The organism is Mycolicibacterium moriokaense, from assembly GCF_010726085.1.
Lineage (GTDB): Bacteria > Actinomycetota > Actinomycetes > Mycobacteriales > Mycobacteriaceae > Mycobacterium > Mycobacterium moriokaense.
The window spans coordinates 1193982-1220676 of sequence record NZ_AP022560.1 but is presented as its reverse complement, the minus strand read 5'-3'; the positions used below and the strand labels follow the sequence as shown (position 1 = coordinate 1220676).

Annotated in this window: 27 protein-coding genes and 1 pseudogene; 13 read left to right on the top strand and 15 right to left on the bottom strand. The window is 65.1% G+C overall.

Annotated features, from left to right (window positions below; all coding sequences use genetic code 11):
* Window positions 1-44 precede the first annotated feature (44 nt).
* The 3 genes from G6N43_RS05900 to G6N43_RS05890 are packed head-to-tail and all read left to right on the top strand — an operon-like array spanning window position 45 to window position 2605.
* Window positions 45-698: a SatD family protein gene (locus G6N43_RS05900; RefSeq protein ID WP_083156706.1), complete on the top strand. Its 654-nt coding sequence runs from the start codon at window positions 45-47 to the stop codon at window positions 696-698.
* Window positions 695-1432 carry a hypothetical protein gene (locus G6N43_RS05895; protein WP_083156707.1) on the top strand — a complete coding sequence of 246 codons (738 nt, stop codon included), beginning with the start codon at window positions 695-697 and terminating at the stop codon, window positions 1430-1432. The genes G6N43_RS05900 and G6N43_RS05895 overlap by 4 nt, the downstream gene beginning before the upstream one ends.
* Before the next feature lie 57 nt (window positions 1433-1489).
* The gene (locus G6N43_RS05890) at window positions 1490-2605 is read left to right on the top strand and encodes an NDMA-dependent alcohol dehydrogenase (protein ID WP_083156708.1); all 1116 of its coding nucleotides are present in this window, start codon (window positions 1490-1492) and stop codon (window positions 2603-2605) included.
* 66 nt (window positions 2606-2671) lie between these two features.
* On the opposite strand, the gene fadA6 is transcribed toward G6N43_RS05890, so the two are convergent.
* The 4 genes from fadA6 to ipdE1 are packed head-to-tail and all read right to left on the bottom strand — an operon-like array spanning window position 2672 to window position 6361.
* Window positions 2672-3820 (bottom strand): steroid 3-ketoacyl-CoA thiolase FadA6, encoded by a 1149-nt coding sequence (gene fadA6 / locus G6N43_RS05885; protein WP_083156709.1) that lies wholly within the window; start codon window positions 3818-3820, stop codon window positions 2672-2674.
* A gap of 5 nt (window positions 3821-3825) precedes the next feature.
* Window positions 3826-4431: a TetR family transcriptional regulator KstR2 gene (kstR2, locus tag G6N43_RS05880; protein WP_083156710.1), complete on the bottom strand. Its 606-nt coding sequence runs from the start codon at window positions 4429-4431 to the stop codon at window positions 3826-3828.
* Complete coding sequence (gene ipdF / locus G6N43_RS05875; RefSeq protein ID WP_083156711.1) at window positions 4428-5216, bottom strand: (5R,7aS)-5-hydroxy-7a-methyl-1-oxo-2,3,5,6,7,7a-hexahydro-1H-indene-carboxyl-CoA reductase; 789 nt, start codon at window positions 5214-5216, stop codon at window positions 4428-4430. The genes kstR2 and ipdF overlap by 4 nt, the downstream gene beginning before the upstream one ends.
* Window positions 5213-6361 carry an acyl-CoA dehydrogenase IpdE1 gene (gene ipdE1, locus G6N43_RS05870; protein ID WP_083156712.1) on the bottom strand — a complete coding sequence of 383 codons (1149 nt, stop codon included), beginning with the start codon at window positions 6359-6361 and terminating at the stop codon, window positions 5213-5215. Before ipdE1 ends, ipdF begins: the two co-directional genes overlap by 4 nt.
* 47 nt (window positions 6362-6408) lie before the next feature.
* On the opposite strand from ipdE1, the gene fadD3 reads away from it, so the two are divergent.
* The 4 genes from fadD3 to ipdE2 are packed head-to-tail and all read left to right on the top strand — an operon-like array spanning window position 6409 to window position 10958.
* Complete coding sequence (gene fadD3, locus G6N43_RS05865) at window positions 6409-7932, top strand: 3-((3aS,4S,7aS)-7a-methyl-1,5-dioxo-octahydro-1H-inden-4-yl)propanoate--CoA ligase FadD3 (RefSeq protein ID WP_083156713.1); 1524 nt, start codon at window positions 6409-6411, stop codon at window positions 7930-7932.
* A 5-nt stretch (window positions 7933-7937) separates the two neighbouring features.
* Window positions 7938-9062 (top strand): acyl-CoA dehydrogenase family protein, encoded by a 1125-nt coding sequence (locus tag G6N43_RS05860; protein WP_083156714.1) that lies wholly within the window; start codon window positions 7938-7940, stop codon window positions 9060-9062.
* 4 nt (window positions 9063-9066) lie between these two features.
* Complete coding sequence (locus G6N43_RS05855) at window positions 9067-10020, top strand: acyl-CoA dehydrogenase family protein (protein WP_083156715.1); 954 nt, start codon at window positions 9067-9069, stop codon at window positions 10018-10020.
* The gene (gene ipdE2 / locus G6N43_RS05850; RefSeq protein ID WP_083156716.1) at window positions 10017-10958 is read left to right on the top strand and encodes an acyl-CoA dehydrogenase IpdE2; all 942 of its coding nucleotides are present in this window, start codon (window positions 10017-10019) and stop codon (window positions 10956-10958) included. Before G6N43_RS05855 ends, ipdE2 begins: the two co-directional genes overlap by 4 nt.
* On the opposite strand, the gene G6N43_RS05845 is transcribed toward ipdE2, so the two are convergent.
* Window positions 10955-11767, bottom strand: coding sequence for an alpha/beta fold hydrolase (locus tag G6N43_RS05845; protein WP_083156717.1), 813 nt, complete (start codon window positions 11765-11767; stop codon window positions 10955-10957). The genes ipdE2 and G6N43_RS05845 overlap by 4 nt on opposite strands.
* A gap of 60 nt (window positions 11768-11827) precedes the next feature.
* On the opposite strand from G6N43_RS05845, the gene G6N43_RS05840 reads away from it, so the two are divergent.
* Together G6N43_RS05840 and G6N43_RS05835 are read left to right on the top strand one after the other, a co-directional pair.
* Window positions 11828-12367, top strand: a complete 540-nt coding sequence (locus G6N43_RS05840; RefSeq protein ID WP_083156718.1) for a PhnD/SsuA/transferrin family substrate-binding protein — start codon at window positions 11828-11830, stop codon at window positions 12365-12367.
* Window positions 12367-13524, top strand: a complete 1158-nt coding sequence (locus tag G6N43_RS05835; protein ID WP_083156719.1) for a pyridoxal phosphate-dependent aminotransferase — start codon at window positions 12367-12369, stop codon at window positions 13522-13524. Before G6N43_RS05840 ends, G6N43_RS05835 begins: the two co-directional genes overlap by 1 nt.
* Here G6N43_RS05835 and G6N43_RS30840 read toward each other — a convergent pair.
* Entirely contained in the window at window positions 13521-13652 is a 132-nt protein-coding gene (locus tag G6N43_RS30840; RefSeq protein ID WP_272937669.1) for a hypothetical protein, read from the bottom strand. The two genes, G6N43_RS05835 and G6N43_RS30840, sit on opposite strands and share 4 nt — an antisense overlap.
* Before the next feature lie 260 nt (window positions 13653-13912).
* On the opposite strand from G6N43_RS30840, the pseudogene G6N43_RS05825 reads away from it, so the two are divergent.
* Window positions 13913-15301 (top strand): annotated as a pseudogene (locus G6N43_RS05825) (IS256 family transposase).
* Window positions 15302-15310: 9 nt separating this feature from the next.
* On the opposite strand, the gene G6N43_RS05820 reads toward G6N43_RS05825, so the two are convergent.
* The 4 genes from G6N43_RS05820 to G6N43_RS05805 all read right to left on the bottom strand — a co-directional run bounded on the left by G6N43_RS05820 (window position 15311) and on the right by G6N43_RS05805 (window position 20710).
* The gene (locus tag G6N43_RS05820) at window positions 15311-16447 is read right to left on the bottom strand and encodes a DUF222 domain-containing protein (RefSeq protein ID WP_083155029.1); all 1137 of its coding nucleotides are present in this window, start codon (window positions 16445-16447) and stop codon (window positions 15311-15313) included.
* Window positions 16448-16704: 257 nt separating this feature from the next.
* On the bottom strand, window positions 16705-18600 hold the full coding sequence (locus tag G6N43_RS05815; RefSeq protein WP_083155031.1) for an acetoacetate--CoA ligase: 1896 nt from the start codon (window positions 18598-18600) through the stop codon (window positions 16705-16707).
* Window positions 18597-19343 carry a 3-hydroxybutyrate dehydrogenase gene (locus G6N43_RS05810; RefSeq protein ID WP_083155033.1) on the bottom strand — a complete coding sequence of 249 codons (747 nt, stop codon included), beginning with the start codon at window positions 19341-19343 and terminating at the stop codon, window positions 18597-18599. The genes G6N43_RS05815 and G6N43_RS05810 overlap by 4 nt, the downstream gene beginning before the upstream one ends.
* Entirely contained in the window at window positions 19340-20710 is a 1371-nt protein-coding gene (locus G6N43_RS05805; protein ID WP_083155035.1) for an MFS transporter, read from the bottom strand. Before G6N43_RS05805 ends, G6N43_RS05810 begins: the two co-directional genes overlap by 4 nt.
* Before the next feature lie 109 nt (window positions 20711-20819).
* Between G6N43_RS05805 and G6N43_RS05800 the strand changes: the two genes are divergently transcribed.
* Window positions 20820-21764, top strand: coding sequence for a LysR family transcriptional regulator (locus G6N43_RS05800; RefSeq protein WP_179967973.1), 945 nt, complete (start codon window positions 20820-20822; stop codon window positions 21762-21764).
* Window positions 21765-21785: 21 nt separating this feature from the next.
* Here the strand turns inward: G6N43_RS05800 and G6N43_RS30385 are convergent, their stop codons facing one another.
* Entirely contained in the window at window positions 21786-21953 is a 168-nt protein-coding gene (locus tag G6N43_RS30385) for a hypothetical protein (RefSeq protein ID WP_165761889.1), read from the bottom strand.
* A gap of 142 nt (window positions 21954-22095) precedes the next feature.
* Between G6N43_RS30385 and G6N43_RS05795 the strand changes: the two genes are divergently transcribed.
* Window positions 22096-22866, top strand: coding sequence for an alpha/beta hydrolase (locus G6N43_RS05795; RefSeq protein WP_083155385.1), 771 nt, complete (start codon window positions 22096-22098; stop codon window positions 22864-22866).
* Between the two features lie 9 nt (window positions 22867-22875).
* Window positions 22876-23124, top strand: a complete 249-nt coding sequence (locus tag G6N43_RS05790) for a fibronectin-binding protein (protein WP_083155038.1) — start codon at window positions 22876-22878, stop codon at window positions 23122-23124.
* On the opposite strand, the gene hsaB is transcribed toward G6N43_RS05790, so the two are convergent.
* The 4 genes from hsaB to hsaA are packed head-to-tail and all read right to left on the bottom strand — an operon-like array spanning window position 23121 to window position 26681.
* Entirely contained in the window at window positions 23121-23684 is a 564-nt protein-coding gene (gene hsaB, locus G6N43_RS05785) for a 3-hydroxy-9,10-secoandrosta-1,3,5(10)-triene-9,17-dione monooxygenase reductase subunit (protein WP_083155040.1), read from the bottom strand. The two genes, G6N43_RS05790 and hsaB, sit on opposite strands and share 4 nt — an antisense overlap.
* On the bottom strand, window positions 23684-24586 hold the full coding sequence (hsaC, locus tag G6N43_RS05780; protein WP_083155042.1) for an iron-dependent extradiol dioxygenase HsaC: 903 nt from the start codon (window positions 24584-24586) through the stop codon (window positions 23684-23686). The genes hsaB and hsaC overlap by 1 nt, the downstream gene beginning before the upstream one ends.
* Before the next feature lie 13 nt (window positions 24587-24599).
* The gene (gene hsaD / locus G6N43_RS05775) at window positions 24600-25484 is read right to left on the bottom strand and encodes a 4,5:9,10-diseco-3-hydroxy-5,9,17-trioxoandrosta-1(10),2-diene-4-oate hydrolase (protein WP_083155044.1); all 885 of its coding nucleotides are present in this window, start codon (window positions 25482-25484) and stop codon (window positions 24600-24602) included.
* A gap of 12 nt (window positions 25485-25496) precedes the next feature.
* Window positions 25497-26681, bottom strand: a complete 1185-nt coding sequence (gene hsaA / locus G6N43_RS05770; protein WP_083155046.1) for a 3-hydroxy-9,10-secoandrosta-1,3,5(10)-triene-9,17-dione monooxygenase oxygenase subunit — start codon at window positions 26679-26681, stop codon at window positions 25497-25499.
* Between the last annotated feature and the right edge of the window lie 14 nt (window positions 26682-26695).

The window sequence follows — 26695 nt, the reverse complement described above, 5'->3', positions numbered from 1 at the left end:
AAGTTAATAGCTTCATTTTCTCTAGATGAAGCTATTCTCTTCATATGACCGAAGTTGAGCCCTTACCTTCACCAGGCTTGCGAGCTGCACTCATCGGCGACATCGTCGGCTCGCGGCGCGCACCCGACCGCACTGCGGTTCACACAACGCTGAAGGCAGCTTTGCGCGAGGTCCGTGTCGGCGCGATTGATGCACCGGCGCTGACAGTCGGAGACGAGTTCCAGGGCAGCTACCGTACTGTCGGCACGGCCATCGATGCCGCATTGACAATCCGACTCGCAGTCGCGCCGCATTTAGACATCAGGTTCGGGATCGGATGGGGTGCGGTATCGGTGCTCGATCCGGAAGCTGGCATTCAGGACGGGCCGGCGTGGTGGGCTGCGCGCGAAGCAATCGAATGGACGGCCACGGCACAGCGTCAACCAGGGCTGGCCATGGTTCGCACGTCGTTTCGGGTCGACAGCAAAGACCGCACAGACGCCGACGCGATCAACGCCGCCCTGATGTGTCGGGACCATCTGCTTGGATCCCTGGATAAAAGATCGATGCAGATACTGAAGGGCCTGTTGACCAACAAGACGAAAAAGGACATCGCGGCTGCCGAAGGCATCAGCGCTTCCGCAGTATCGCAACGTGCCGGCCGCGACGGTCTGGATTTGATCGTCGTAGCGTCGCAATACCTTCGGAGCCTCCCGTGAACGCACTCGCGGTGATGCTCATCGCCATCGGCATCGCCGATATGATCCGGCGCATAACAGACCGTGCTTGGCTGCCGGCGATTGTTGCGCCAGCTGTACTCGTCGGGTGTGCCGCACTAGCGGGGTTGTGGGACGCCCGCGACATCGTCCTACTCGAGATCGCGGCCGTCGCGAGCATCGCATGGGTACTGTTGTGCGCCCGCGCCGACCAGGCCGCCGGCCACGAACTGGCTCCGCTGATCGTATTCGCCGTCGCGGTCGGATTGCTAATTGTGCTGTCGGGCTGGGGGTCTGAAGCAACTGGACTACTGGAATGGTGGTCTACATGGGTCGACCTGCCTGGCGTCGCGGTTCTCGACCCGGACCGGTTATTAATGGTCGCCGCGGTGACGCTGCTACAGATAGTGACAGGCAACCAGCTAGTGCGGCTTGTCCTCGGATCGGTCGGCGCCGTGAAACCCGCCGGGCAACCGCAGGCCTCCGATCGACTCAAGGGTGGCCGTCTGCTCGGCCCCATGGAACGGCTGCTAATCCTCGGACTAGGTTTGGCTGGTCAACTCGCTGCCGCCACGGCCGTCATCGCCGCCAAGAGCATAATCCGGTTCCCTGAGATCAATGCACAGAAAGCCAACCCGAGTGGACCTACCGGCATTGACGAGATAACTGAGTATTTCTTGGTTGGCAGCTTCGCTAGCTGGATCGTCGCGTTGGGTGGCCTGCTTCTCGCGCAGTGAACTGTAAGGCTTTCGATTCGGCCCAAACCGGGCGCCGATTTTCCTAAGCTCGGGCGCATGAAGACGAGAGCTGCCGTGCTGTGGGAACTGGACCAACCGTGGAGCGTCGAGGAGATCGACCTCGACGGGCCGAAGGAAGGCGAGGTCCTCATCTCCTTTGAAGCGACGGGGTTGTGCCACTCCGACCACCATGTGCAGACGGGTGACCTGGCCGGTGTCACGCTGCCGATGATCGGCGGCCACGAAGGCGCGGGGATCGTCCAGGAGGTCGGCCCGGGCGTGAAGAACCTCCAGCCCGGTGACCATGTCGTGGCCTCATTCCTGCCCGCCTGCGGCCGGTGCCGTTGGTGCGCCAGCGGACACCAGAACCTCTGCGATATGGGGGCCACGATTCTGCTCGGCATCCAGGCCGACGGCACCTATCGCCGCAAGGCGCGCGGCCAGGACGTCGGCGTCATGGTGGGCGTCGGCAGCTTCTCCGAGTTGAGCACCGTGTCGGAGGCGTCGTTGGTCAAGGTCGACGACGACCTGCCGCTGTCGCGGGCATGCCTGCTCGGCTGCGGTGTGATGACCGGGTGGGGCTCGGCGGTCAACACCGCCGACGTGACGCCGGGTGACACCGTCGTGGTGATCGGTTGCGGCGGCATCGGCAGCGGCGCCATCCAGGGCGCACGGCTGGCGGGTGCGGAACACATCGTCGTGGTCGACATCGTCGAATCCAAGCGGGAGAAGGCGTTTCAGTTCGGCGCCACCCATTTCGCGACGTCCATGCCCGAAGCGACGGAACTGGTCGCCGAGATCACCCGCGGCGTGATGGCCGACTCCGCGCTGCTGACCGTCGGCCTGCTCAAGGGGCCGATGATCAACGAGGCGTTCGACATCGTCCGCAAGGGCGGCGCGGTGGTCATGACCGCCATCGCATCGATGGCCGACGTGACGCCGACGCTGCCGATGGCGATGGTGACGCTGTTCCAGAAGCGGCTGCTCGGCAGTCTCTACGGCGAGGCGAACCCGCGGGCGGACATCCCGCGGCTACTCAACCTCTACCGCGACGGCAAGCTGCTACTCGACGAGACCGTCACCACCGAGTACAAGCTGAACGACATCAACGAGGCCTACGACGACATGCTCGCGGGCCGCAACATCCGCGGTGTGATCATCCACGACCACTAGCGAGCAGACGCGAAACCCCCTAAATATCGCTGATTTAGGGGGTGTACGCGTCTGCTCGCGATGGAGCTAGAGGCGTTCGATGATGGTGACGTTGGCGGTGCCGCCGCCCTCGCACATCGTCTGCAGGCCGTAGCGACCGCCGGTGCGCTCCAACGTGTTCAGCATCGTGGTGAACAGCTTGGCGCCCGTCGCACCGAGCGGGTGACCGAGGGCGATCGCACCGCCACTCGGGTTCACCTTGGCGGGGTCGGCCTTGGTCTCCTTGAGCCACGCCATGACCACCGGTGCGAACGCCTCGTTGATCTCGACGGTGTCGATGTCCTCGATCGAAAGGCCGGTCTTGTCCAGCGCGTACCGGGTGGCGGGGATCGGACCGGTCAGCATGAACACCGGGTCCGCGCCGCGGGCACTGATGTGGTGAATGCGCGCCCGCGGTTTCAGCCCGTGATCCTTGACGGCCTGCTCCGAAGCCAACAGCACGGCGCTCGCCCCGTCCGAGATCTGGCTGGCCATCGCGGCGGTCAGCCGACCACCTTCGACGAGCGGCTTCAGCGCGGCCATCTTCTCCAGCGAGGTGTCGCGCGGCCCCTCGTCGATGGCGAACCCGTCGACGGGGATGATCTCGTTCTCGAAGTGGCCCGCGCGTATCGCCTCCTGCGCGCGCTGGTGGCTGGTCAGCGAGTACTCCTCCATCTCCTCGCGGGACAGGTTCCACTTCTCGGCGATCAGCTCCGAACCGCGGAACTGCGAGATCTCCTGGTCGCCGTAGCGGTGCAGCCAGCTCTTCGACTCGTTGGTCGGCGAGGTGAAGCCGAACTGCTCGCCCACCGTCATCGCCGAGGAGATGGGGATCTGGCTCATGTTCTGCATGCCGCCTGCCACGATCAGGTCGGCCGTGCCGGACATGATCGCCTGTGCGCCAAAGGAAATCGCCTGCTGGCTCGAACCGCACTGGCGGTCCACGGTGACACCCGGCACCTCTTCGGGGTAGCCGGCGGCCAGCCACGACAGCCTGGCGATGTTGCCGGCCTGCGGACCGATGGCGTCGACGCACCCGGCGATCACATCGTCGACCGCGCCGGGGTCGACGTCGGTGCGGTCGAACAGTCCACGCCACGCGGCGGCTCCCAAGTCGACGGGATGCACACCTGCAAGCGACCCGTTGCGCTTGCCGACGGCGGTGCGGACAGCTTCGATCACATATGCCTCAGGCATTTTTCTCAGACTCCTTCTTTGGTGATACCGCCGAGAACGATGGCTAGGTACTGTCTTCCGACCTCTTCGGCCGTGAGCGGTCCGCCCGGCTGGTACCAGCGGACCGAAACCCATGTGGTGTCGCGGATGAACCGGTAGACCAGGTCGACGTCGATGTCGGGCCGGAAATAGCCCTCCTCGACGCCCTGGTTGAGCAGGTCCAACCACATCTTGCGCTGCTCCTGGTTGCGCTCCTCCACGTAGGCGAACCGCCCCTGGCTGGCGAGGCGCTTGGCCTCGTCCTGATAGATCACGACCTGCGCGTGCCGGTGTTCGATCGCTTCGAACGACGCCATGAACAGACCCTTGAGCCGTTCCATCGGGTTCGGTTCGGTCGCGACGATCTGCTCGTAGCGTTCGAAGAGCCAGTCGAGGAACCCGCGCAGCACCTCGTCGACCATCTCCTCCTTCGACGAGAAGTGGTGGTAGAGACTGCCGGACAGGATTCCCGCCGAGTCCGCGATATCGCGTACGGTCGTCGCCCGCAGCCCGCGCTCGGCGAACATCGTCGCGGCGAGCTCGAGAAGCTCGTCGCGCCGGGTTGCCGGCTGACCGGCCGCGGGCGAGGTCATGCGCGTTGACTCGACACTGAAATGACTTCTCCGGTCAGGTAACTGGAGTAGTCGCTGGCGAGGAAGGCGATGGTGGCGGCGACCTCCCATGGTTCGGCGGCACGGCCGAAGGCCTCACCCTCAGAGAGCCGGTCGAGCAGTTCGGAGCTGCTGGTCTTCTCCAGGAACTTGTGCCGGGCGATGCTCGGAGACACCGCGTTGATCCGCACCCCGTATTCGACGGCTTCGATTGCGCTGCAACGTGTCAGCGCCATCACCCCCGCCTTGGCCGCGGCATAGTGCGACTGCGAATGCTGTGCCCGCCAGCCCAGGACGCTCGCGTTGTTGACAATGACGCCGCCGTGATCGGCGTCCCGGAAATACCGCAGCGCCGCACGCGTCGCACGCATCACCGACGTCAGCGTCACGTTGAGAACGCGGTCCCACTCCTCGTCGGTCATGTCGATGACCGGGGTCTGGCCGCCAAGACCGGCGTTGTTGACCAGCACGTCGAGTCGCCCCATCCGCGCGGTCGTCGACGATATCAGCGCATCGACCTGCGCGGTGGACGTCACGTCGCACACCACGCTCTCGACCCGGCCGAGGCCGAGCTCGGTCAACTGGTCACGGGTTTCCCCGAGCCTCCGCTCATGGTGGTCGGACACCACGACGTCGGCCCCCTCGGCCAGCGCGCGTCGCGCCACCGCCGAGCCGATGCCGGTGCCGGCGGCGGCCGTCACCACGACCACCTTGCCGGTCAGAAGTCCGTGCCCGTCAATCTCTTTGGGCGCTTCGGCCAGATTCATCCCTTTAGCTCCCGGGGTAAGCCGAGCACACGCTCGGCGATGATGTTGCGCTGAATCTCGTTGGAGCCGCCGTAGATCGTGTCCGCCCTCGAGAACAGATACAGTCGCTGCCATTCGTCGAACTCGCCGTCGGTCAGGGTCAGGCCGTCTCGGCCGAGCACCTCCATGGCGATCTCGCCCAATTCGCGATGCCAGTTGGCCCACAACAGTTTCGATACGTTGTCCTGTCCAGGCTGTTCGACATCCATGGTCGCCAACGCGTAGGACCGCATCGTGCGCAGCCCGACCCAGGACCGCGCCAGCCGCTCCCGGATCAGCGGATCGTCGGCGGCGCCGTTGCGCTTGGCAAGTTCGGCGACACCGGAAAGCTCGCGGGCGTACTCGATCTGCTGTCCGAGCGTCGAAACACCACGTTCAAACGTCAGCGTCCCCATCGCGACGCGCCAGCCGTCACCCGGCTCGCCGACAACCAGATCGGCGTCGGTCCGCGCGTCGTCGAAGAACACCTCGTTGAACTCCGAGTCGCCCGTCAACTGGACGATGGGCCGCACCTGGACACCCGGCTGGTCCAGCGGCACCAGCAGATACGACAGCCCGGCGTGACGCTTGGACCCCTTCTCGGTGCGGGCCACGACGAAACACCACTGCGCCCAGTGCGCCAGCGACGTCCACACCTTCTGCCCGTTGATCACCCACTGATCGCCGTCCAGCTCGGCGGTCGTCGACACGTTGGCGAGGTCACTGCCTGCACCGGGTTCGGAGTAGCCCTGGCACCACAGCTCGGTCAGGTCGAGGATCTTGGGCAGAAACCGCTTCTTCTGCTCGTCTGTGCCGAAGGCGATCAGCGTCGGCCCGAGCAGCTCCTCGCCGAAGTGGTTGACCTTTGCCGGGGCGTTGGCGAGTGCGTACTCCTCATAGAACGCGACGCGGTGTGCGACGGACAGGCCGCGGCCACCGTGTTCCTCCGGCCACCCGAGACAGGTGTAGCCGGCCGCTGCGAGATGCCGGTTCCACGCCAGCCGTTCCTCGAAGGCCACGTTGTCGTTGCCCGGCCCGCCGAGGCCCTTGATCGCAGCGAATTCGCCGACGAGGTTGGCGGCGAGCCAGTCGCGGACCTCAGCCCGGAACTCCTCGACCTCTATCACCCCTGTAGGCTAACCTACCAAGCACTTGCTTTGTTAGAGGAGCATCGATGACGGACGGCTCGCGGACGATTCCGCAGGTCTTGGACCGGATTGCCGACCAATACTCCGATCACGACGCCCTGGTCACCGAGGATCGTCGGCTGACGTATGCCCAGTTGCGCGCCGAGGTGCGGCGGGCCGCCGCAGCCATGATCGACCTAGGCGTGCAGGCCGGAGACCGGGTCGCGATCTGGTCGCCCAACACCTGGCACTGGGTGGTCGCCTGCCTGGCCACGCACCACGCCGGTGGTGTGGTGGTGCCGCTGAACACCCGCTACACCGCCAGCGAGGCGGCCGACATCCTGTCCCGCACCGGTGCTCCCCTGCTGTTCGCGTCCGGCGAGTTCCTCGGCGTCGACAAGGCCGCATCGATCGACCGCGGCGCGCTGCCCGACCTGCGGCACATCATCCGAATTCCGGTCGAGAAGGATGACGGCACCTGGGACGAGTTCGTCGCCCGCGGGACCGACCTCGCCGCCGTCGACGCCCGCGCCGCAGCCGTCACGCCCGACGACGTCTCCGACATCCTGTTCACGTCCGGCACCACCGGCCGCAGCAAGGGCGCGCTGTGCGCACATCGCCAGTCGCTCGACGCCCCCGCGGCGTGGGCTGCCTGCGGGCAGCTCACCAGCGCGGACCGCTACCTGTGCATCAACCCGTTCTTCCATAACTTCGGCTACAAGGCCGGCATCCTGGCCTGCCTGCAGACCGGCGCGACGCTGATCCCGCAGCTGACGTTCGACCCCGAGCAGGCGATGGCCGCGGTGGCCGAGCACAAGATCACCGTGCTCCCCGGACCGCCGACGATCTACCAGACGCTGCTGGATCATCCGAAGCGCGGCGACTACGACCTGACCTCGCTGCGGTTCGCCGTCACCGGTGCCGCAACCGTCCCGGTGGTGCTGATCGAACGCATGCAGACCGAGCTCGACATCGACATCGTGCTGACCGCGTACGGCCTGACCGAGGCGAGCGGGTTCGGCACGATGTGCCGCGCCGACGACGACGCGGTCACCGTCGCGACGACATGCGGGCGTCCGATCGCCGACTTCGAACTGCGCATCGGGGACCAAGGTGAGGTGCTGCTGCGCGGGCCGAACGTCATGCTGGGCTACCTCGACGATCCCGAGGCCACCGCGGCGGCCATCGACTCTGAGGGCTGGCTGCACACCGGCGACGTCGGCCGCTTGGACGAACGCGGCAACCTGGTGATCACCGACCGACTGAAGGACATGTACATCTGTGGCGGCTTCAACGTCTATCCCGCCGAGATCGAACAGGTCCTGGCCCGGCTCGACGGTGTGGCCGAGTCGGCCGTCATAGGGGTGCCCGACGAACGCCTCGGCGAGGTCGGTAAGGCTTTCATAGTCCTCAAACCCGGCGCACAGCTGGACGAGGAGAAGGTGATCGCCTACACGCGTGAGCATTTAGCGAACTTCAAGGCGCCGCGATCGGTGGAGTTCCTCGACGTGCTGCCGCGAAATCCGGGCGGCAAGGTGGTCAAGCCGCTGCTACGGGAAAGGACTCGGTAGTTTCCATGGATCTGAACTTCGACGACGACACGCTGGCGTTCCAGGCCGAGGTGCGCGAATTCCTGGCGGCCAACAAGGACTCCTTCCCGACGAAGTCCTATGACACCGCCGAGGGGTTTGAACAGCACCGCCGTTGGGACAAGGTGCTTTTCGACGCGGGCCTGTCGGTGATCACGTGGCCGGAGAGGTACGGTGGCCGCGACGCATCGCTGTTGCAGTGGGTCGTCTTCGAGGAGGAGTACTTCCGCGCGGGCGCCCCCGGACGGGCGAGTGCCAACGGCACGTCGATGCTCGCGCCGACGCTGTTCGCGCACGGCACCGAGGAGCAGCTCGACCGGGTGCTGCCGAAAATGGCCAGCGGCGAGGAGATCTGGGCGCAGGCGTGGTCGGAACCGGAGTCCGGCAGCGACCTGGCGTCGCTGCGGTCCACCGCGACCAAGACCGAGGGCGGCTGGCTGCTCAACGGCCAGAAGATCTGGAGTTCGCGGGCGCCGTTCGGCGAGCGGGCATTCGGGCTTTTCCGTTCGGATCCCGAGGCTGAGCGCCACCGTGGTCTCACGTACTTCATGTTCGACCTCAAGGCGGACGGCGTGACGGTCCGCCCGATCGCGCAGCTGGGTGGTGACACCGGGTTCGGGGAGATCTTCCTCGACGACGTGTTCGTCCCCGACAACGACGTGATCGGCGAGGTGCACGAGGGCTGGCGCGCCGCGATGAGCACGTCGAGCAATGAACGCGGTATGTCCCTGCGCAGCCCGGCACGATTCCTCGCGCCCGCTGAACGCCTTGTCGCGCAATGGAAAGCCAACCCCGATCCCGTCTACGCCGACCGGGTCGCCGATGCCTGGATCAAGGCGCAGGCGTATCGTCTGCACACGTTCGGCACGGTGACCAGGGTGAGCGCGGGCGGTGAGCTGGGCGCCGAATCGTCGGTGACCAAGGTGTTCTGGTCGGAGCTCGACGTGGCCATCCACCAGACCGCACTCGACATGCGCGGACCGGATGCCGAAGTCGTCGACTCGTGGACGGACGGCCTGCTGTTCGCACTGGGTGGCCCGATCTACGCAGGCACCAACGAAATTCAGCGCAATATCATCGCCGAGCGCCTATTGGGCCTGCCGCGGAAGTAGACACATGTATTTCGAACTTGACGAACAGCAGCGCGATTTCGCGGCTAGCATCGATGCCGCGCTCGGAGCGGCCGACCTACCCGCGGCGATTCGGGCGTGGGCCGCCGGCGACACCGCACCCGGCCGCAAGGTGTGGGCGCAGCTTGCCGACCTCGGCGTGACCGCACTGGCCGTTCCCGAGAAATACGACGGGATCGAGGCACATCCCGTCGATCTGGTGGTGGCCGCGGAGCGGCTGGGCCGGTGGTGCGTCCCTGGCCCGGTGACCGAATCCATCGCGGTGGCACCGGTTCTGCTGGCCGACGACGAGCGCAGCGCGGGACTGGCGTCGGGCGAGTTGATCGCGACCGCCTCGATGCCTCCACAGGTACCGCGCGCGGTCGACGCCGATACAGCCGGACTCATCCTGGTGACCGACAACGGCGAGGTCCGTGACGGCGCTGCGGCCGCGCCGGTGGAGTCGGTCGATCCCAGCCGGAAACTGTTCGACGTCAACGCTTCCGGCGCGGGCCGCGCCGCCGACGTGGCGCGCGCATACGAGTTCGGTGTGCTGGCGACGTCGGCCCAACTGGTCGGCCTGGGTCAGACGCTGCTCGACATGTCGGTCGAGTACGCCAAGCAGCGCAGCCAGTTCGGCAAGGTGATCGGCACGTATCAGGCGATCAAGCACAAGCTTGCCGACGTGCACATCGCGCTCGAGCTCGCCCGACCGCTCGTGTACGGGGCGGCGCTGGCGGTGGCCGACGAGTCGACCGATACCGCCAGGGACGTCAGCGCCGCGAAGGTGGCCGCGTCCGACGCCGCGCTGCTGGCGGCGCGGTCGGCGCTGCAGACACACGGTGCCATCGGTTTCACACAAGAGCACGACATGTCGCTGTGGTTGTTGCGGGTGCAGGCGTTGCGCTCGGCGTGGGGCGATCCGGCGCTTCATCGGCGACGGCTTCTGGAGGCATTGTGAGCGAAGAACGGGAACTGCTGCGGAGCACGGTCGCCGCGCTGGTCGAGAAGCATGCACCTCCCGCCGCGGTGCGCTCGGCGATGGAATCCGAACGGGGCTACGACGAATCGCTGTGGAACTTGTTGTGCGAGCAGGTGGGTGCCGCCGCACTCGTCGTACCCGAGGAGCTGGGCGGAGCCGGCGGTGAGCTCGCCGACGCGGCCGTCGTCCTAGAAGAGCTCGGTAAAGCGTTGGTGCCGACGCCACTGCTCGGTACGACGCTCGCCGAGCTGGCGCTGCTTGCGGCAGACGAGCCGGACGCCGAGGCTCTCGAGGAGCTGGCGGCGGGCACCAAGATCGGCACCGTTGTCTTCGACCGGGACTTCGTGATCAACGGCGACGTCGCCGATATCGCGATCGCCGCCGACGGTCAGCGGCTCAAGCGGCTGCCACAGTTCGCCGCACATCGCGTCGACACCATGGACCTCACGCGTCGGCTCGCGCGCGTCGAGCCGCAGGAGGGCACGGATATCGGTGCCGACCCTGGCATCGCCGACACGGCCGCGATCCTGTTGGCCGCCGAGCAGATCGGGGCGGCAACGCGGTGCCTCGATCTCACTGTGGCGTACACAAAGGAGAGGGTGCAGTTCGGTCGCCCGGTCGGTAGCTTCCAGGCGCTCAAGCATCGGATGGCCGATCTGTACGTCGCGGTGCAGTCGGCGCGTGCGGTGGTCAACGACGCCATCGCCGAACCCTCGGCGACGTCGGCTGCGCTGGCACGCTTCACGGCGTGCGAGGCGTTCTCGAAGGTCGCCGCCGAGGCGGTGCAGATGCACGGTGGTATCGCGATCACCTGGGAGCACGACATCCAGCTCTATTTCAAACGCGCGCACGGCAGCGCGCAGCTGCTCGGGCCGCCGCGCGAACATCTGCGTCGGCTCGAGTCGGAAGTGCTCTAGCGGCGCAGGAAGTTGGTCAGGTGGCCGACCACCACGTCGGGTTGCTCCAACCACGGCCAATGGCCCACGCCCACAACGACTTCCACGCGTGCATTGCGGAAGATCTGGCGTTGTTCATCGGCCTGTTCCGGCGCGATGTAGGCGTCACTGTCGCCCCAGATGATCAGCACGTCGCCGGTGAACTCCGCGAGGCGGTCGACGTAGACCTCGATCGCGTGCTCGCCGGTGGCGCGATACAGCTCGATGACGGCGCGTTCGGTGCCTGGAACCAAAACGTGTTCGACGATCCGATCCCGGTGCTCGTCGGGCAGCCCGGGATCGGAACGTTTCAGCAGCGCCCGGGTCAGCGGGACGTTGGCGGTGAGCGCGGAGAGCTCGCCGAGGATCGGGGTGCGCCAGATCTTCGCGGCGGTGTGGTTGATGCGTCGCGGAGTGTTGATCAGGGTGATGCTGGCGGTCCGGTCGAGGTGGTCGGCCGCCCATGCGAGCGCAAAGGGCCCGCCGAAGTCGTGCGCCACGAGGTGCACCGGCCGCGTCTCGAGCTGGCTGAGCACACCGTCGAGGTGCGTGGCGTAATGCGCGACGGTGTAGCCCCATTCGGCGGGTTTGTCGGCGCTGCCGAACCCCGGGAGTTCGGGCGCGATGACGCGGGCGAACTCGGCGACCGGAGTCATCAATGGACCCCAGTCGGCGCCGGCGTTGTTGCCGTGGACGAAGAGGACGGGCTCGCCCGATTCGGGGCCGCCGATCCGCACCGGGCTGCGGATGCCCGCAACGCTGACCACACGCGATTCCCACGAACCGTCCATTCGAGGATTCTGGCAGGTAAGTGGCCGCGGCCGTCCCAGTTCCGACGTAGGCTCGCCGCAATGCTGAGCTTCGTCTTGGATGAGAACCTGGGACTGCCCGCCTGCGACGAGCCGTGGAAGACGATTCTGAGCGCGGCCGGTATCGACGAAACGCTGGCCGCACGCCAGCCGGACACCGCAACGAAGCTGGAGGAGTCGGCAGGCACGGACTACGGCTACATCAACACGTCGTGCACGTCGAGTTACATCGCGCCCGCGATCCTGTTGACGCGGTTGGGGAAGACGTGGGCCACGTTCCTGCATTTCGTCGCGGTCGCGGCGTGGCAGGGGCAGTTCGACTCGGTCGTCGGCGGACATGTCCGGACGACGATGGTGCTCCATGACGTGTGGCGATCAACCCCGGAAAACGCCGAGACCACAAGGGTCATCGGCCAATATGACAACTGCAAACCACCTGTGGTGATTGCGCGGAAGGATCTCGACGCGTTGGTGGCGTGGGAGCCTGACTGGACCGGCATACAGGGCGCCCTCAAGCCGTACTACTACGCCGACGTGCATCCGTTCTTCCACGATCTCGATCAGCTACCGGTCGGTGTGTGATGAGCGGCGTCGCGTTGCGTGCGGGCATCCCGCCGTTCTATGTGATGGATGTGTGGTTGGCGGCGACGGAGCGTCAGCGCAGTCACGGGGATCTGGTCAATCTGTCGGCTGGCCAGCCGAGTGCGGGGGCTCCGCAGGCGGTGCGTGCGGCGGCGAGGGCGGCGCTGGAAGGAACCGTGCTCGGCTATTCCGTGTCGCTCGGCATTCCGGAGTTGCGGGCCACGATTGCCGAGTCGTATCGGAGTCGACACGCGCTGGCGGTGGATCCGCAAGACGTCGTGATCACGACAGGTTCGAGCGGTGGGTTCCTGTTGACGTTTCTTGCCTGCTTCGATGCCGGCGATCGGGTGGCGATCGCGCGCCCGGGTTATCCCTGCTACCGCAATATTCTTACGGCGCTGGGATGCGAGGTCGTGGAGATCCCGTGCGGACCGCAGACTCGGTTCCAGCCGACGGTCGAGATGCTCGCCGAAATTGATCCGCCGGTGCAGGGAGTCGTCGTCGCAAGCCCTGCCAACCCGACGGGCACGGTGATCCCACCCTACGAACTCGCTGCGATCGCGTCGTGGTGCGAGTCGTCGGGTGTGCGGTTGATCAGCGACGAGGTGTACCACGGCTTGGTGTACGAGGGAGCGCCTGCGACCAGTTGCGCGTGGGAGACGTCGCGAGAATCGGTTGTGGTGAACAGCTTTTCGAAGTATTTCGCGATGACGGGCTGGCGGCTGGGGTGGCTGCTGGTACCGCAGGAACTGCAGGACGCTGTCGCCCGCCTGACAAGTAACTTCACCATCTGCCCGCCGACGCTGTCGCAGATGGCCGCGATCGCCGCATTCGCACCGGAGTCCGTCGCGGAGGCCGATGCACTGTTGCACCAGTACGTAGGTAACCGGCAACTGCTGCTGGATGGTCTTCCGCGAATCGGCATCGAAAAGCTGGCGCCTACGGACGGCGCGTTCTACGTGTACGCCGACGTATCGCACCTGACGACCGATTCGTTGTCGTTCTGCTCAAAGCTGCTGGCCGACACCGGTGTTGCAATCGCGCCGGGTATCGACTTCGACACGGTGAGCGGCGGTTCGTTCGTCCGACTTTCCTTCGCAGGACCGTCGCACGATATCGAGGAGGCCGTACGCCGCATCGGCGACTGGATCACCTAGAACGGCGGTGGGTCGGGGTCGTCTGGTGAGACAGCTTGGTACCGGCTGTGTGCGATCTTGTTGCGTTCGCGTTCGGCTTTGATGTAGGCGGCGCGGTCCTGGGAACGGGTGCGTCGGCGTCGGGGCATCATCACACCCCGGTCGGCGGTTGGTGGTTGCGTTGACGACGCCGGCGGCAGGTCGCCGGTATTTGTGTCCCATCGGGAAAGTAACTTCGACATCCCGAATACGTCTTATATGTTCGGCCGGTCGGCGACGTCCACACCGCCACACCGTCGGGCAGCAGTTTCAGTTCCCAGTCACCAGCCCAAAACGTCTTGAGGTGGTGATGTTTTCGACACAGACAGGCCAGATTCGAGGGGTGCGTAGGCCCGATCGGGCGTGTCAGATGTTTTGTGTAGCTGTGGCTCCTGATGAATTGGAGCAGTATCGATGGATGTGACCACTGACGAGCCGATGTCGGGCGCTGATGCCATGGAGGCGTTGAAGTCTGCGGGTGTGTTGGATGATGTGTTAGCCAAGATCGATGCCGGTCAGTTGCAGTTGACCGGTGAGGGCGGGTTTCTGCCCGAGATGGTCAAAGCCGTTCTGGAGCGCGGGTTGGCCGCTGAGCTCACTGACCACCTGGGTTATGAGAAGGGTGATCCGGTCGGGCGTGAACTACCCAATGCTCGTAACGGGTTCACACCTAAGACCGTGGCCAGCGAGGTCGGTGACGTCGGGTTAGCGATCCCGCGCGATCGCGACGGAGCTTCACCCGACGCTGGTCCCTAAGGGGGCACGGCGCCTGGGCGGTCTGGACGACATGATCATCTCGCTTTACGCCGGCGGGATGACGATCCGCGATATTCAGCATCATCTGGCCACCACGATCGGCACCGAGCTTTCCCACGAGACGGTCTCCAAGATCACCGATGCAGTGCTCGAGGAGGTCATTCAGTGGCAGAAACGGCCGCTGGAGGAGCTCTATCCGATCGTCTATCTCGACGCGCTGGTGATCAAGATCCGTGACGGTCACCAGGTCAAGAACCGCGCCGCCCACATCGCCGTGGGTGTCGATCTCGATGGCATCCGCCACGTGCTGGGGATCTGGGTGACGGCCAACGAAGGCGCGAAGTTCTGGGCCGGGGTCTGTGCCGAGCTGGCCAATCGTGGGGTCAAGGACATCCTGATCGTGTGCACCGACGGGTTGAATGGGTTCGCCGAGGCTGTCGAGGCGACGTGGCCGCAGGCCACTGTGCAGACCTGCGTGGTGCATCTGATCCGCAATTCCATGCGGTTTGTCTCCTACGGAAAGCGCAAGGAGATCGCGGCGGCACTGAAGACCATCTACACCGCTCCCACCGCCGACGCGGCAGCCGAGGCGTTCGAGGAGTTCGCTAATTCGGCTCTGGGACAGTCGAATCCGACGACAGTGATCGCCTGGCGTAATGCCTGGGAGCGGTTCATCCCGTTCTTGGCGTTCCCGCCAGATCTGCGGCGAATCATCTACACCACCAACGCGATCGAATCGCTGAACTACCAGTTACGCAAGATCATCAAGAACCGCGGACACTTTCCCAGTGATCAGGCCGCGGTCAAGCTGCTGTGGCTGGCGATCTGCAACATCGAGGACAAACGCGCTCGAGAACGCCAGAAGTTCTACGACGACCCACTCAAGACCGGAGACCGCTCACGCACCAAGCGCCTCGTCGAGGGAGCACGCACCAACGGCTGGAAACAAGCACTAGGCGCACTGGCCCTGACCTACCCCGAACGAATCAACCCCTACCTGTAAACCAGCCACCTACACAGAAATCTTGACAAGCTCATCGCAGAACTCCGCAGGCGCGGTGCACCCCGGAAAACGACAGGTCAAATCTCGACCCCGAACAAACCGTGCCAGCTTCGCCGACGGCCGATACCCGGATTCGGGTTCATTCTCCACCTCTTGGGTGCACAACGGCCGCAGCTTGGCCCCGTTGCGCAACAACTCGGCCAGCAACGGCGTGGGCATCACCTCAGTACCCGACAACACCGCCATCCCCGCCGACACCGGCAACGACGGCGCGGGTGACCGGGGCGCACGGGACTGCGGTGTGGCCGATTGGTGGCGGGTGTGCACGGTGTCGAGGGTGGTTTGGTCGGTGTAGACGTTGACCACTATCGCCGACTTCGGCGCGGGCTGTCCCGCGCGGGCCGGGCAGCCCGGTGTCTCACACAGACACGGCAGGTGATCGTTGCCGTTGCTCAACGCCCCCACCGCATCAGCGCGACGCTCGGCCATCGAGCGGGGATCGTCGTCGCACACCGTGGCGACCATCGCGGCCACCTTCTTCTTGAGCACCGCGGCATCGGCGGCGCGCAGCCGGCCCCGCACCGAGGTCACCCCGTTCTCGTCCTCGAGCTCACCAATGCAGAAATCGCGGCTGCGGGTCGCGGTCTTGGCCTCAATGACGGCATCGCGGTCGAACTCATAGAGCACCGCGTCGATCACCGAGACCAGCTTGTCGTCGGAGAACGGACCCCACGTCACGGCCCGCGCGGCGATCTCAGAATCGATGGCCGCCCACACCGGCTCGTCGGTCACGAACTGGGTGCGCCAGGTAATCGCCCCGACCACCCGCGCACTGAGCTCACCACGGTCAAACAGCGCCGCCACCGTCGGCAAATGATCACGCAACGCCCGCGCGATATGCATCTGACCCGACGCCTTCCGTCGACTCAGCCGTAACGCCGCCGCCACCTCGGCCACCACCGAGTCCCACCCATCACAGACCCACCGCGACCGCTCGTCCTCATCCTCATCGAGCACGCGGCGACGCATCAGTTCAGCGATCGCGGCCAACCGACGCGCCCCCGCCACCGCCTCCGCTCGTGCACAGTCCTCGATCGCGGCGACCACCGCCGCATCATCAGCGTCGACGAACTTTGACTCGAACATACATTCGACCCTAGACTCCAGCACCGACAAGTGAGCACAAAGCGCAAAACAGGCTCTATCGCTCACTTCGCGACTAGTGCGCACAAGCGAGCCACCGCGCCCGCGGGTCCGTAGCTTGAAAATCGCCAAGGAACTTCCAAGGCACATCCGTAGCTTCGGATTCACCAACTCACGAAGGACAACTCAAATGATCACAACCGTTCCGCCCATTGTTGACGACGCCGACGACCACATCATCCGGTCGGAAAACTGACGAGTCAGCGCTTGAGGTTGGCGTACCAATCCAGCAGCGCGGGATCGTCGACGGCGGTGCGCTCCACCACCTTCGCGGCATCCGCGCCGCCGAACAACTTCTTGATCGGCACCTCGAGCTTCTTGCCGGTCCGCGTATGCGGCACCCCGGGAGCCTCGATGATTTCGTCGGGAACGTGTCGCGGTGACACCTCGTCGCGAATCGTCTTCTTGATTCGTTCGCGGAGGTCTTCGTCGAGTGCGGCTCCCTCGGCGAGCACCACGAACAACGGCATCCAATATCCGCCGTCCTCCTGCTCACACCCGATGACCAACGCCTCGGCGACCTCCGGCAGCCGTTCCACCGCCTGGTAGATATCGGCGCTACCCATCCGGATACCGTGCCGGTTCAGCGTCGAATCTGAACGTCCGTGCACGATGATGCTGCCGTGATCGGTGATCGTGATCCAGTCCCCGTGTCGCCACACCCCGGGGAACATTTCGAAATATGCACTGCGATAGCGCGATCCATCGGCGTCGTTCCAGAAGCCGATCGGCATCGACGGCATCGGGTTGGTGATGACCAACTCGCCGACCTCACCGCGCACCGGATTCCCCGACTCATCCCAGGCGTCCAGTGCGACACCCAGATACGGCGCCGACAGCTCACCCGGCCACACCGGCACCGTCCGCACACCGCCGATGAACGCCGACACCACATCGGTGCCACCGCTGATCGACGACACCTGGACTTGTTCACCGACGTTGTCGCGCAACCACAATGACGATGACGGCGGCAGCGACGACCCAGTAATGCCAACCGTCTTCAAAGCCGACAGATCGTGATCCGTACGCGGAACACAACCTGCCTTTGCGCAGCCGAGCACATATCCCGGACTGGTACCGAGCACCGTCGCACGAAGCCGGGCGGCGATGTCCCACAACGCATCGGGCCGACCAGCGCTGGGACTGCCCGAGTAGCAGACGATCGTCGCACCCACCAACAGCCCGGCGACCTGGAAGTTCCACATCATCCAGCTGGGGCTCGTGTACCAGAAGAATGTATCCCCAGGACCGATATCCGATTGCAGTGCTATGGCTTTTAAGTGTTCGAGTACGACGCCGCCATGTCCGTGCACGATCCCCTTGGGCTTACCCGTCGTCCCGGACGAGTACAGGATCCACAGCGGATGGGCGAAGTCGACGGGCACCGTCGCGAGCTTCCCGCCGCTTTCCGTGAGCTCGGAGGCCAGCACCGTCGCCTTCAGCGTCGGCAGTCCCGCGCGCAGAGCCTCGATATCCTCCCGCTTGTCGAAGGTCTTGCCGCCGAACTGATAACCCTCGGCGGTCACCAGCACCACCGGCTCGAGTTGCCCCAGCCGGTCCAGCGCGGCCTTCGCCGAGTAGTCCTGGCCACACGCACTCCAAATCGCGCCGATGCTCGCGGTCGCCAGAAAGGCAATCACCGCTTCGGGGACATTGGGCAGGTATCCGACGACCCGATCACCCACTCCCACACCATGAGAGCGCAACCTGTCGGCGAATGCTGCCGTGCGTCCGAGCAATTCGCCCCAAGACAGTTCTGTGACCGTGCCGTCCTCCGCGACGTCGATGATCGCCGGCCGATCTGTCCGGGCGTTCCGGATCACCTGGTCCACGTAGTTCAGCGTGACGCCTGGAAACCACTGCGCCCCAGGCATCGTCTCGTTCTCGAGGACCCGCTCACCACGATCGCCGAGCTCGAAGTAGTCCCATAGGGCGGCCCAGAACGCATCGGGATCGTCGACCGACCACTGCCACAGTGACGTGTAGTCGGTGGTGGTCACGCCCGCGTGTTCGGCCACGAAGCGCGCGAAGTCGGTCACTCGCGCATTGGCCACATCCTCATCCGTCGGCACCCATTGCGGTGCGGCAGCGGTCATCGTGCGCTCCAGCCTCCATCCATCGTGTACGACGCCCCCGTCACCATTCCCGCCTTGGGTGAAGCCAGCCAGCCCACCAGGGCGGCCACTTCTTCGGGTTCCACCAGACGTTTGATGGCACTCTCCTTCAGCAGAATATCGGTCACCACCTTATCTTCCGCGATGCCGTGCACCTTTGCTTGATCGGCGATCTGCTTGGTCACCAATGGTGTTCGCACATAGCCGGGGTTGACACAGTTACTCGTTACGTTGTGCGACGCTCCCTCCAGAGCGGTGACTTTCGAAAGGCCTTCGAGCGCATGCTTGGCGGTCACGTAGGCGACCTTGTACTCCGATGCCCTGATGCCGTGCACCGACGAGATGTTGATGATGCGGCCGAAGTCCTGCCCGTACATATGCGGCAATGCGGCGCGGATCAGCAGGAACGGTGATTCGACCATCAGCGTCATCAGGTGGCGGAAGCGGTCCGGCGGGAAGTCGGGTATCGGGCTGACATGCTGCACCCCGGCGTTGTTGACCAGGATGTCGGCTTCGAGCTGCAGATCCTCCAGCGCTGCGACATCGGAAAGGTCGATGGCCCAGGCCTTTCCGCCGACGTCGTCTGCCACCGCCTTGGCGCTGACGTCGTCCCGGTCCGCGACGGTGACCACCGCACCCCGTGCGGCCAGCTCGCGTGCACAGGCTGCGCCGATACCACTCGCACCGCCGGTGACAAGCGCGGTGCGCCCGGCGAGATCGTTCATACGACGCCCGCTTTCGCGAGTTCCTCACGGTCGGTGTCATCGATGGTCTTCAGGTCGACGCCCTTGCTCTCGCGCATGTACAGCACCGCCACCAGCGTGATCGCCGCGGCGCCCGCGAGGTAGATCGCGATCGGCACCCACGAGTCGTAGATCTCGAGCAGCTTCACCGCAATCGCCGGTGCCGCCGAGCCCGCCACGATCGACGTGACCTGATAGCCAAGGGACACACCGGAATACCGCATGCGGGTCGGGAACATCTCCGCCATGATCGCCGGCTGCGGTGCGTACATCAGCGCATGGATGACCAGACCGATGACGATGGCGGTGATGATGAGCATGTAGTTCGCGGTGTCCATCATCGGGAACGCGAAGAATCCCCACGTGGCCGCCAATACGGTGCCGACGAAGTAGACGGGCCTGCGTCCGTACCGGTCGGCCAGCTTGCCGACAAGCGGAATCACCACGAAGTGCACGGCGTGTGCGGCGAGCATGTATCGCAGGATCGCACTGGTGTCGACACCGACCTGCACCTTGAGATATGTGATCGACACGATGACGACGAGGTAGTACATGATGTTCTCGGCGAAGCGCAGTCCCATCGCGGTGAACACGCCGCGCGGATACCGCTTGAGTACCTCGATGACGCCGTATGACACGGCCTTGACCCGCTCGATCTCCTGTTGTGCCTCAAGGAATATCGGCGCGTCGCTGACCTTCGTCCGGATGTAATAGCCGATCAGCACCACCACTGCGGACAGCCAGAACGCGACTCGCCAACCCCACGACAGGAAGTCCGCTTCCGACAGCGTTGCGGTCAGCACCCACAGGACAACGGTGGCGAGCATGTTGCCGACGGGGACCGCGGCCTGGGGCCAACTCGCCCAAAAGGCCCGGCTGGAGTTCGGGCTGTGTTCGGCCACCAGGAGGATGGCGCCGCCCCATTCGCCACCCACCGCAAAGCCCTGCAGGAAACGAAGGACGATCAATAGTGTCGGCGCCCAGATCCCGATCTGGTTGTAGGTCGGCAAACAGCCCATCAGGAACGTCACGACACCGACGAGCAGGATCGCGAACTGCAACAGCTTCTTGCGGCCGAACTTGTCGCCGAAGTGACCGAAGACCACACCACCGAGCGGGCGGGCGACGAAGCCGACCGCGTACGTCAGGAACGCGGCGAAGATGGCGCCGTAGACGCTGTCGCTCTGCGCGAAAAAGATCTTGTTGAACACCAGAGTCGCGGCGGTGCCGTAGAGGAAGAACTCGTACCACTCGACGACGGTCCCAGCCATCGATGCCACAACCACACGTTTGAGGCCGGTCGGGACTGGGGCTGGATCACTTGCTGTCGGATCGTTGTGAACCGTCATCGCACGCTCCCTAAATTGTGCCGCACCGCACAGACGACTGTGAGTATTCCTGCAGATACCCGCACCTGCAATGACCAAAACTGCAGGACTTATCTGCAAAAATGCAGATATGCCGTTGCCCGCGTTACCTTCGGGGCGCCGACCCAGCGCCGACGACCTGCTCGTGTTGCTGGCCGTCGGCCGGTCCGGCCGCTACAACATCGCCGCGGAGGAGCTCGGCCTCAACCACACTACGATTTCGCGGCGCATCGCCGCGCTGGAGCAGTCGATCGGCGGACGGGTGCTATCCCGCGTCGCCGGCGGATGGGAGCTCACCGACCTCGGGCGTGAGGCACTGTCGGCCGCCGAGGCCGTCGAATCGGCCGTGCGATCGTTGACCGTCCATACCGAAGGCCAGCCCGCACTCGAGGGGGTGGTCCGGATATCGGCAACCGACGGGTTCTCCGCGTACATCGCCGCGCCCGCGGCCGCACAGGTGCAGAAGACCCATCCGAAAGTCGCCGTCGAGATCGTCACCGCGACACGGCGCGCCACTCAGCAACGGTCCGGGCTGGACATCGAAGTGGTGGTCGGCGAGCCGAAAGTGCACCGCGCCAAGGCGATCCGACTTGGCGACTATTGCCTCGGCCTCTACGCGACGCGCCAATACCTGGCCGAGAACGGAACGCCGACGAACATCGCCGACCTTGCCCGCTATCCGTTGGTCTACTTCATCGACTCGATGCTTCAGGTCGACGACCTAGATTCGGCGACCGACTTCGCCCCGCCCATGCGCGAATCCGTCACCTCTACCAACGTCTTCGTACATGTCGAGGCAACGCGCGCCGCGGCGGGTATCGGTCTGCTGCCGTGTTTCATGGCCGACCGGCACGACGATCTGGTCCGGGTGCTGCCCGACGAGGTATCGGTCCAGTTGACCTACTGGCTGGTCGCCCGCGCCGAGACACTGCGCAGACCCGAGGTCGCGGCGGTGGTGGCGGCTATCGAGGAGCGCATGGGCGACCAGCGCGAAGCGCTGCTGGGAGCACACGCAAAAGGGCACCCACCGCAGTGAGTGCCCTTTTCTGTCGTTGTATCAGCGGCTCTGGTGCACCGTGGTGTCCACGTGCGGGACGTTGACCGTGGGGCTGATCCGATCGAGCCATACGTGGTGCTCGCTGTCCGCCTGGGCGGGGCCGGCCAAACCGATCAAAGCGGCGGCCAAACCGCTTGCAACGACTGTGACGATCCCGAACCTCTTCATCGTCGTTCCCTCTTCTTCTTGCTCCTCCGGCGGCTCTTCTCGTGCCGGTCTGACGGTCTAAACAGACTGGTCAGCGCATTAATTCCGCTGGCAGAAAGTGATCGACGCTTGGCAGAATCGCGCCGCTGAGACAGGCTTGGGCATGCCGTTCATAGACCATCCGAAGGGCCGCGTGTATTTCCGGCACTGGGCCGCCGCCGAGCCGCGCGCGGCCGTCATCTTTCTGCACGGCTTCGGCGAGCACACCGGGATCTATCACCGCTACGGCTTCGCACTCAACGCCGCGGGCATCGACCTGTGGATGGTCGACCAGTTCGGGCACGGACTCAGCCCGGGCACCCGCGGCGACTTCGGGTCGATCGCCGACAGCTCCGCACTCGCCGACTTTCTGACCGAGCTGGCCGAAGCCGAGCGGCCCGGGTTGCCGCTGATCGCCCAGGGACATTCGTTCGGCGCGGTGGTCACGCTGTTCCGGCTGCTCGAGAAGCCCGACCGCTACCGTGCCGGGATCATCTCCGGTGCTCCCCTGGTGCCGATCCCGGAACTGCTCGACGCCGACAGCGCGTTCGACCTCGACCCGCGCTGGCTCTCCGCGGACCCCTTCTACCTCGACTCGCTCGAGAACGACCCGCTGGCCTTTGTCGATGCCGACGGCGCGCCTCTCTCACGTGAGCTCGACTGGGCCTGGGACAGGTTCGGCGCGGAGTTACCGAAGCTGTCGGTGTCGACGCTGGCGGTGCACGGCGTCAACGATCCGATCGCGCCGATAGGTGCCGTCAAGGCCTACGCCGAGCAGATCGAACCGCTGCAGATCGTGGAGTTCGCAGGCGGGCGCCACGACATCCTCAACGACACGATGCACCGAGAGGTGGCGCAGACGATTGTCGATTTCATCGATTCCGCAGCGCGCTAAAGTGAGCCGGTGTTGAAAAAGGCGATCATTGCGGCCGTAGCCATGTGTGGCGCGGCGGTGGCACTCGCCGCCCCCGCAGGCGCGCAGCCCGGCCGCCCTCCGTGCGACCTCGCGCTCAGCTTCATCTGCAACATCATTCCGATGGCTCCGGATCTCGAGCAGGACGTGGATCTCACCCAGCAGTACCCGGTGGATCCGAACGCACCGGCGCCCGACACGTTGCCGCCGCTCGATCCGTGCTCGGCGGGCTGCATCTAGAGCCAGGTGTCGTCCGTGGTGGCAGTCAGGAACGCCTCCAGGTCATCGCGCCAGTGCGCGGGCGTCGTCTTGTCGGGCTCGATGCCCGTGTAATTGCCCCGATAGAACAGCAGCGGTCGCGGCTTCTTGTGCGGCACGTCCGATAGCGAGTGCACGGCACCGAAGACGACCAGATGATCGCCGCCGTCGTGCACCGAATGGACGGTGCAATCGATATGCGCCAGCGTGTCCTCGATAATCGGTGATCCAAGTTTCGATGGATGCCAGTCGATTTCGGCGAACTTGTCGGGCTCCTTGGAGCCGAAGCGCGCCGAGACATCCTTCTGCTTCTCGTGCAGCACGTTCACGCAGAAGCGGCCGCTGGCCTCGATGGCCTTCCATGACCGTGACACCTTTGTCGGGCAGAACAGCACCAGCGGCGGTTCGAGCGACAACGCGGCGAACGACTGGCATGCGAAACCGACCGGCTCCCCGTCATGCACCGTGGTGATCACGGTGATGCCGGTGCAGAACTGCCCCAGCACATTTCTGAATGTGCGGGGGTCGATCGGGTCAGGCACTACTTGAAGCCGATGCTGAAGTCGTGGCCCCACAGGCTGACCGCGGTGCTCTCCCTGGCGACCCAGGAATCGTCGTCGTCGACCTGCAGGCCCTCGCAGCCGAATTCGACGTCGAACCCGCCCGGGGTCTTCATGTAGAACGACAGCATCTTGTCGTTCACGTGGCGGCCGAGAGTGGCGGACATCGGGACCTTGCGGCGCAGCGCACGGTCCAGGCACAGCCCGACGTCGTCGGCCTCGCCGACCTCGACCATCAGATGCACGATGCCGCTGGGAGTCTCACCGGGCATGAACGCCAGGCTGTGATGACGCGGATTCACGCCGAGGAAACGCAGCCACGCGGGAGGACCGTCGGCGGGTCGGCCCACGAGTTGTGGTGGCAGGCGCATGGAATCCCGTAGGTGAAACCCGAGCACGTCACGATAGAAGTGCAGCGTCTCGGCATCGTCGCGCGTGGTAAGCACCACGTGGCCGAGGCCCTGCTCCTCGGTGACGAACTTGTGGCCGTACGGGCTGACGACGCGGCGGTGTTCCAGCGCGGCGCCGTGGAAGACCTCGAGGGTGTTGCCCGACGGGTCGTCGAACGTGATCATCTCGTCGACCCGGCGTTCGGCGAGTTCGGCGGCCGTCGCCTCCTTGTACGGTGTGCCTTGGACGTCGAGCCTGTTGCGGATGTCCTGCAGCGCAGCGGCATTGGTCGTTTCCCAGCCGGACTGCAGCAGCCGGTCGTGCTCTCCCGGGACGATGACCAGGCGCGCGGGGAACTCGTCCATCCTCAAGTACAACGCACCGTCGGTCGCCCCGGAGCCCTCGATCATGCCGAGCACCTTCAACCCGAACTCGCGCCACGCACCGACGTCGGTGGCCTCGATACGCAGGTAGCCAAGGGATTTGATGCTCACGGCCTACCCCCTTTCACGCGCTAAGAAAATCAACGGTGAGCTTGTTGAACTCGTCGAACTTCTCCAGCTGCGCCCAGTGTCCGCACTGCCCGAACACGTGCAACTGCACCTTCGGGATCTGCTTGAGGGCCACCAACGCTCCGTCGAGCGGGTTCACCCGGTCCTCGCGGCCCCAGATGAGAAGTACCCGTTGGCGCAGCTTGTACACCTCACGCCACATCATGCCGAGCTCGAAATCCGCGCCTGCGAACGACTTCCCCATCGCGCGGGCAGCGGCCAGCGACTCGGGTTGGCTTGCGATGGCGAACCGCTCGTCGATCAGTTCCTCCGTGATGAGGCTCTGATCGAAGACCATGATGCGCAGGAACTTCTCCATGTTCTCGCGCGTGGGTTCGGCGGTGAACTTCCCGAGCAGCTTGACCCCCTCGGTGGGGTCCGGCGCGAACAGGTTCACCGACAATCCGCCAGGGCCCATCAGCACGAGCCGACCCGCCCGCCTGCCGTTGTCGAGGGCAAACCGCACGGCGGTACCGCCGCCGAGTGAATTGCCCACCAAATCGGCACTTTCGATGCCGAGGTGGTCGAACAGGTTCAGCAGCGCGGTCGCGCTGTAGCGGTTGTACTGCTCGTGTTCGGTGTGTTTGTCGGAATGGCCGTAACCGGGCTGGTCGACCGCGATCACGTGGAAGTGCTGGGCCAGCACGGCGACGTTGCGCCCGAAGTTCGACCAGCTCGATGCTCCGGGCCCGCCGCCGTGCAGCAGCACGACCGTCTTCTCGTGGCCGACACCGGCCTCGTGGTAGTGCAACCGCATGTCGTCGCGAACCTGGGCGTAGCGCGAGGTCGACTCGAACGTGATCTCTTGCTGTTGAGCGGCTTCGGCGGCAAAGGAGGTCATCAGCGGATCCAGTTAGACCATCGTGTCCTGCGGCGGCAGCCCGAACTCGTTGTTTCCGAAGATCAGGTAGGCGCGTTCGGGGTCGTTGGCGGCGTGCACACGGCCGGCGTGCGCATCGCGCCAGAACCGCTGCACCGGCGCGTCGAGGCTGAGCGCCGTCGCACCGGACGCCTCGAAGAGCCGGTCGATCGACGCGATCGCACGTCCGGTGGCGCGCACCTGGTCACGACGGGCGCGGGCGCGCAACTCGAACGGAATCTCCTGTCCGGCCTTGAGTAACGCGTACTCGTCGCCGACATTGCCCATCAGCTGACGCCAGGCCGCGTCGATATCGCTGGCCGCCTCGGCGATGCGGACCTTCGCGAACGGATCGTCCTTGGCCTTCTCGCCCGCGAACGCCGCGCGGACGCGCTTGCCCTGGTGCTCGACGTGCGCGTCGTAGGCGCCGTAGGCCATGCCGACGATCGGCGCCGAGATGGTCGTGGGATGCACTGTGCCCCACGGCATCTTGTACACGGGCGCGGTGTTCGTCTTCAGACCACCCGCGGTGCGGTCGTTCATCGCCTTGTAGGACAGGAAGCGGTGACGCGGTACGAACACGTCCTTGACCACCAGCGTGTTGCTCCCGGTGCCCTTGAGCCCGACGACATGCCAGACGTCATCGATCGTGTAGTCGCCCAACGGGAGGAGGAAGCTGCCGAAGTCGACGGGCTTGCCGTCCTTGATCACCGGGCCGCCGACGAACGTCCACGTCGCGTGGTCACATCCCGAGGACCAGTTCCACGAACCGTTGACGAGGTAGCCGCCGTCGACGACGGTGCCCGCCCCCATCGGCGCATACGACGACGAGATTCGAACGCTGGGATCGTCGCCCCAGACGTCCTCCTGGGCCTGCTGGTCGAACAGCGCGAGGTGCCAGTTGTGGACGCCGATGATCGAGGCGACCCACCCGGTCGATCCGCAGGCGCTCGCGATGCGACGCACGGCTTCGTAGAACAGCGTCGGATCGCACTGCAGGCCGCCCCACTGCTCGGGCTGCAGAAGCTTGAAGAATCCGACCTCGTTCAGTTCGGCGACGGTCTCGTCGGGCAGGCGGCGCAGCTCCTCGGTGGCCTGCGCCCTCTTGGCGATCAGCGGCAGCAGATCGTCGACACCGGCTAGGACCGACTGCACGTCACGCTGTTCAATGGACGTCACTGGAAATGCCTCCC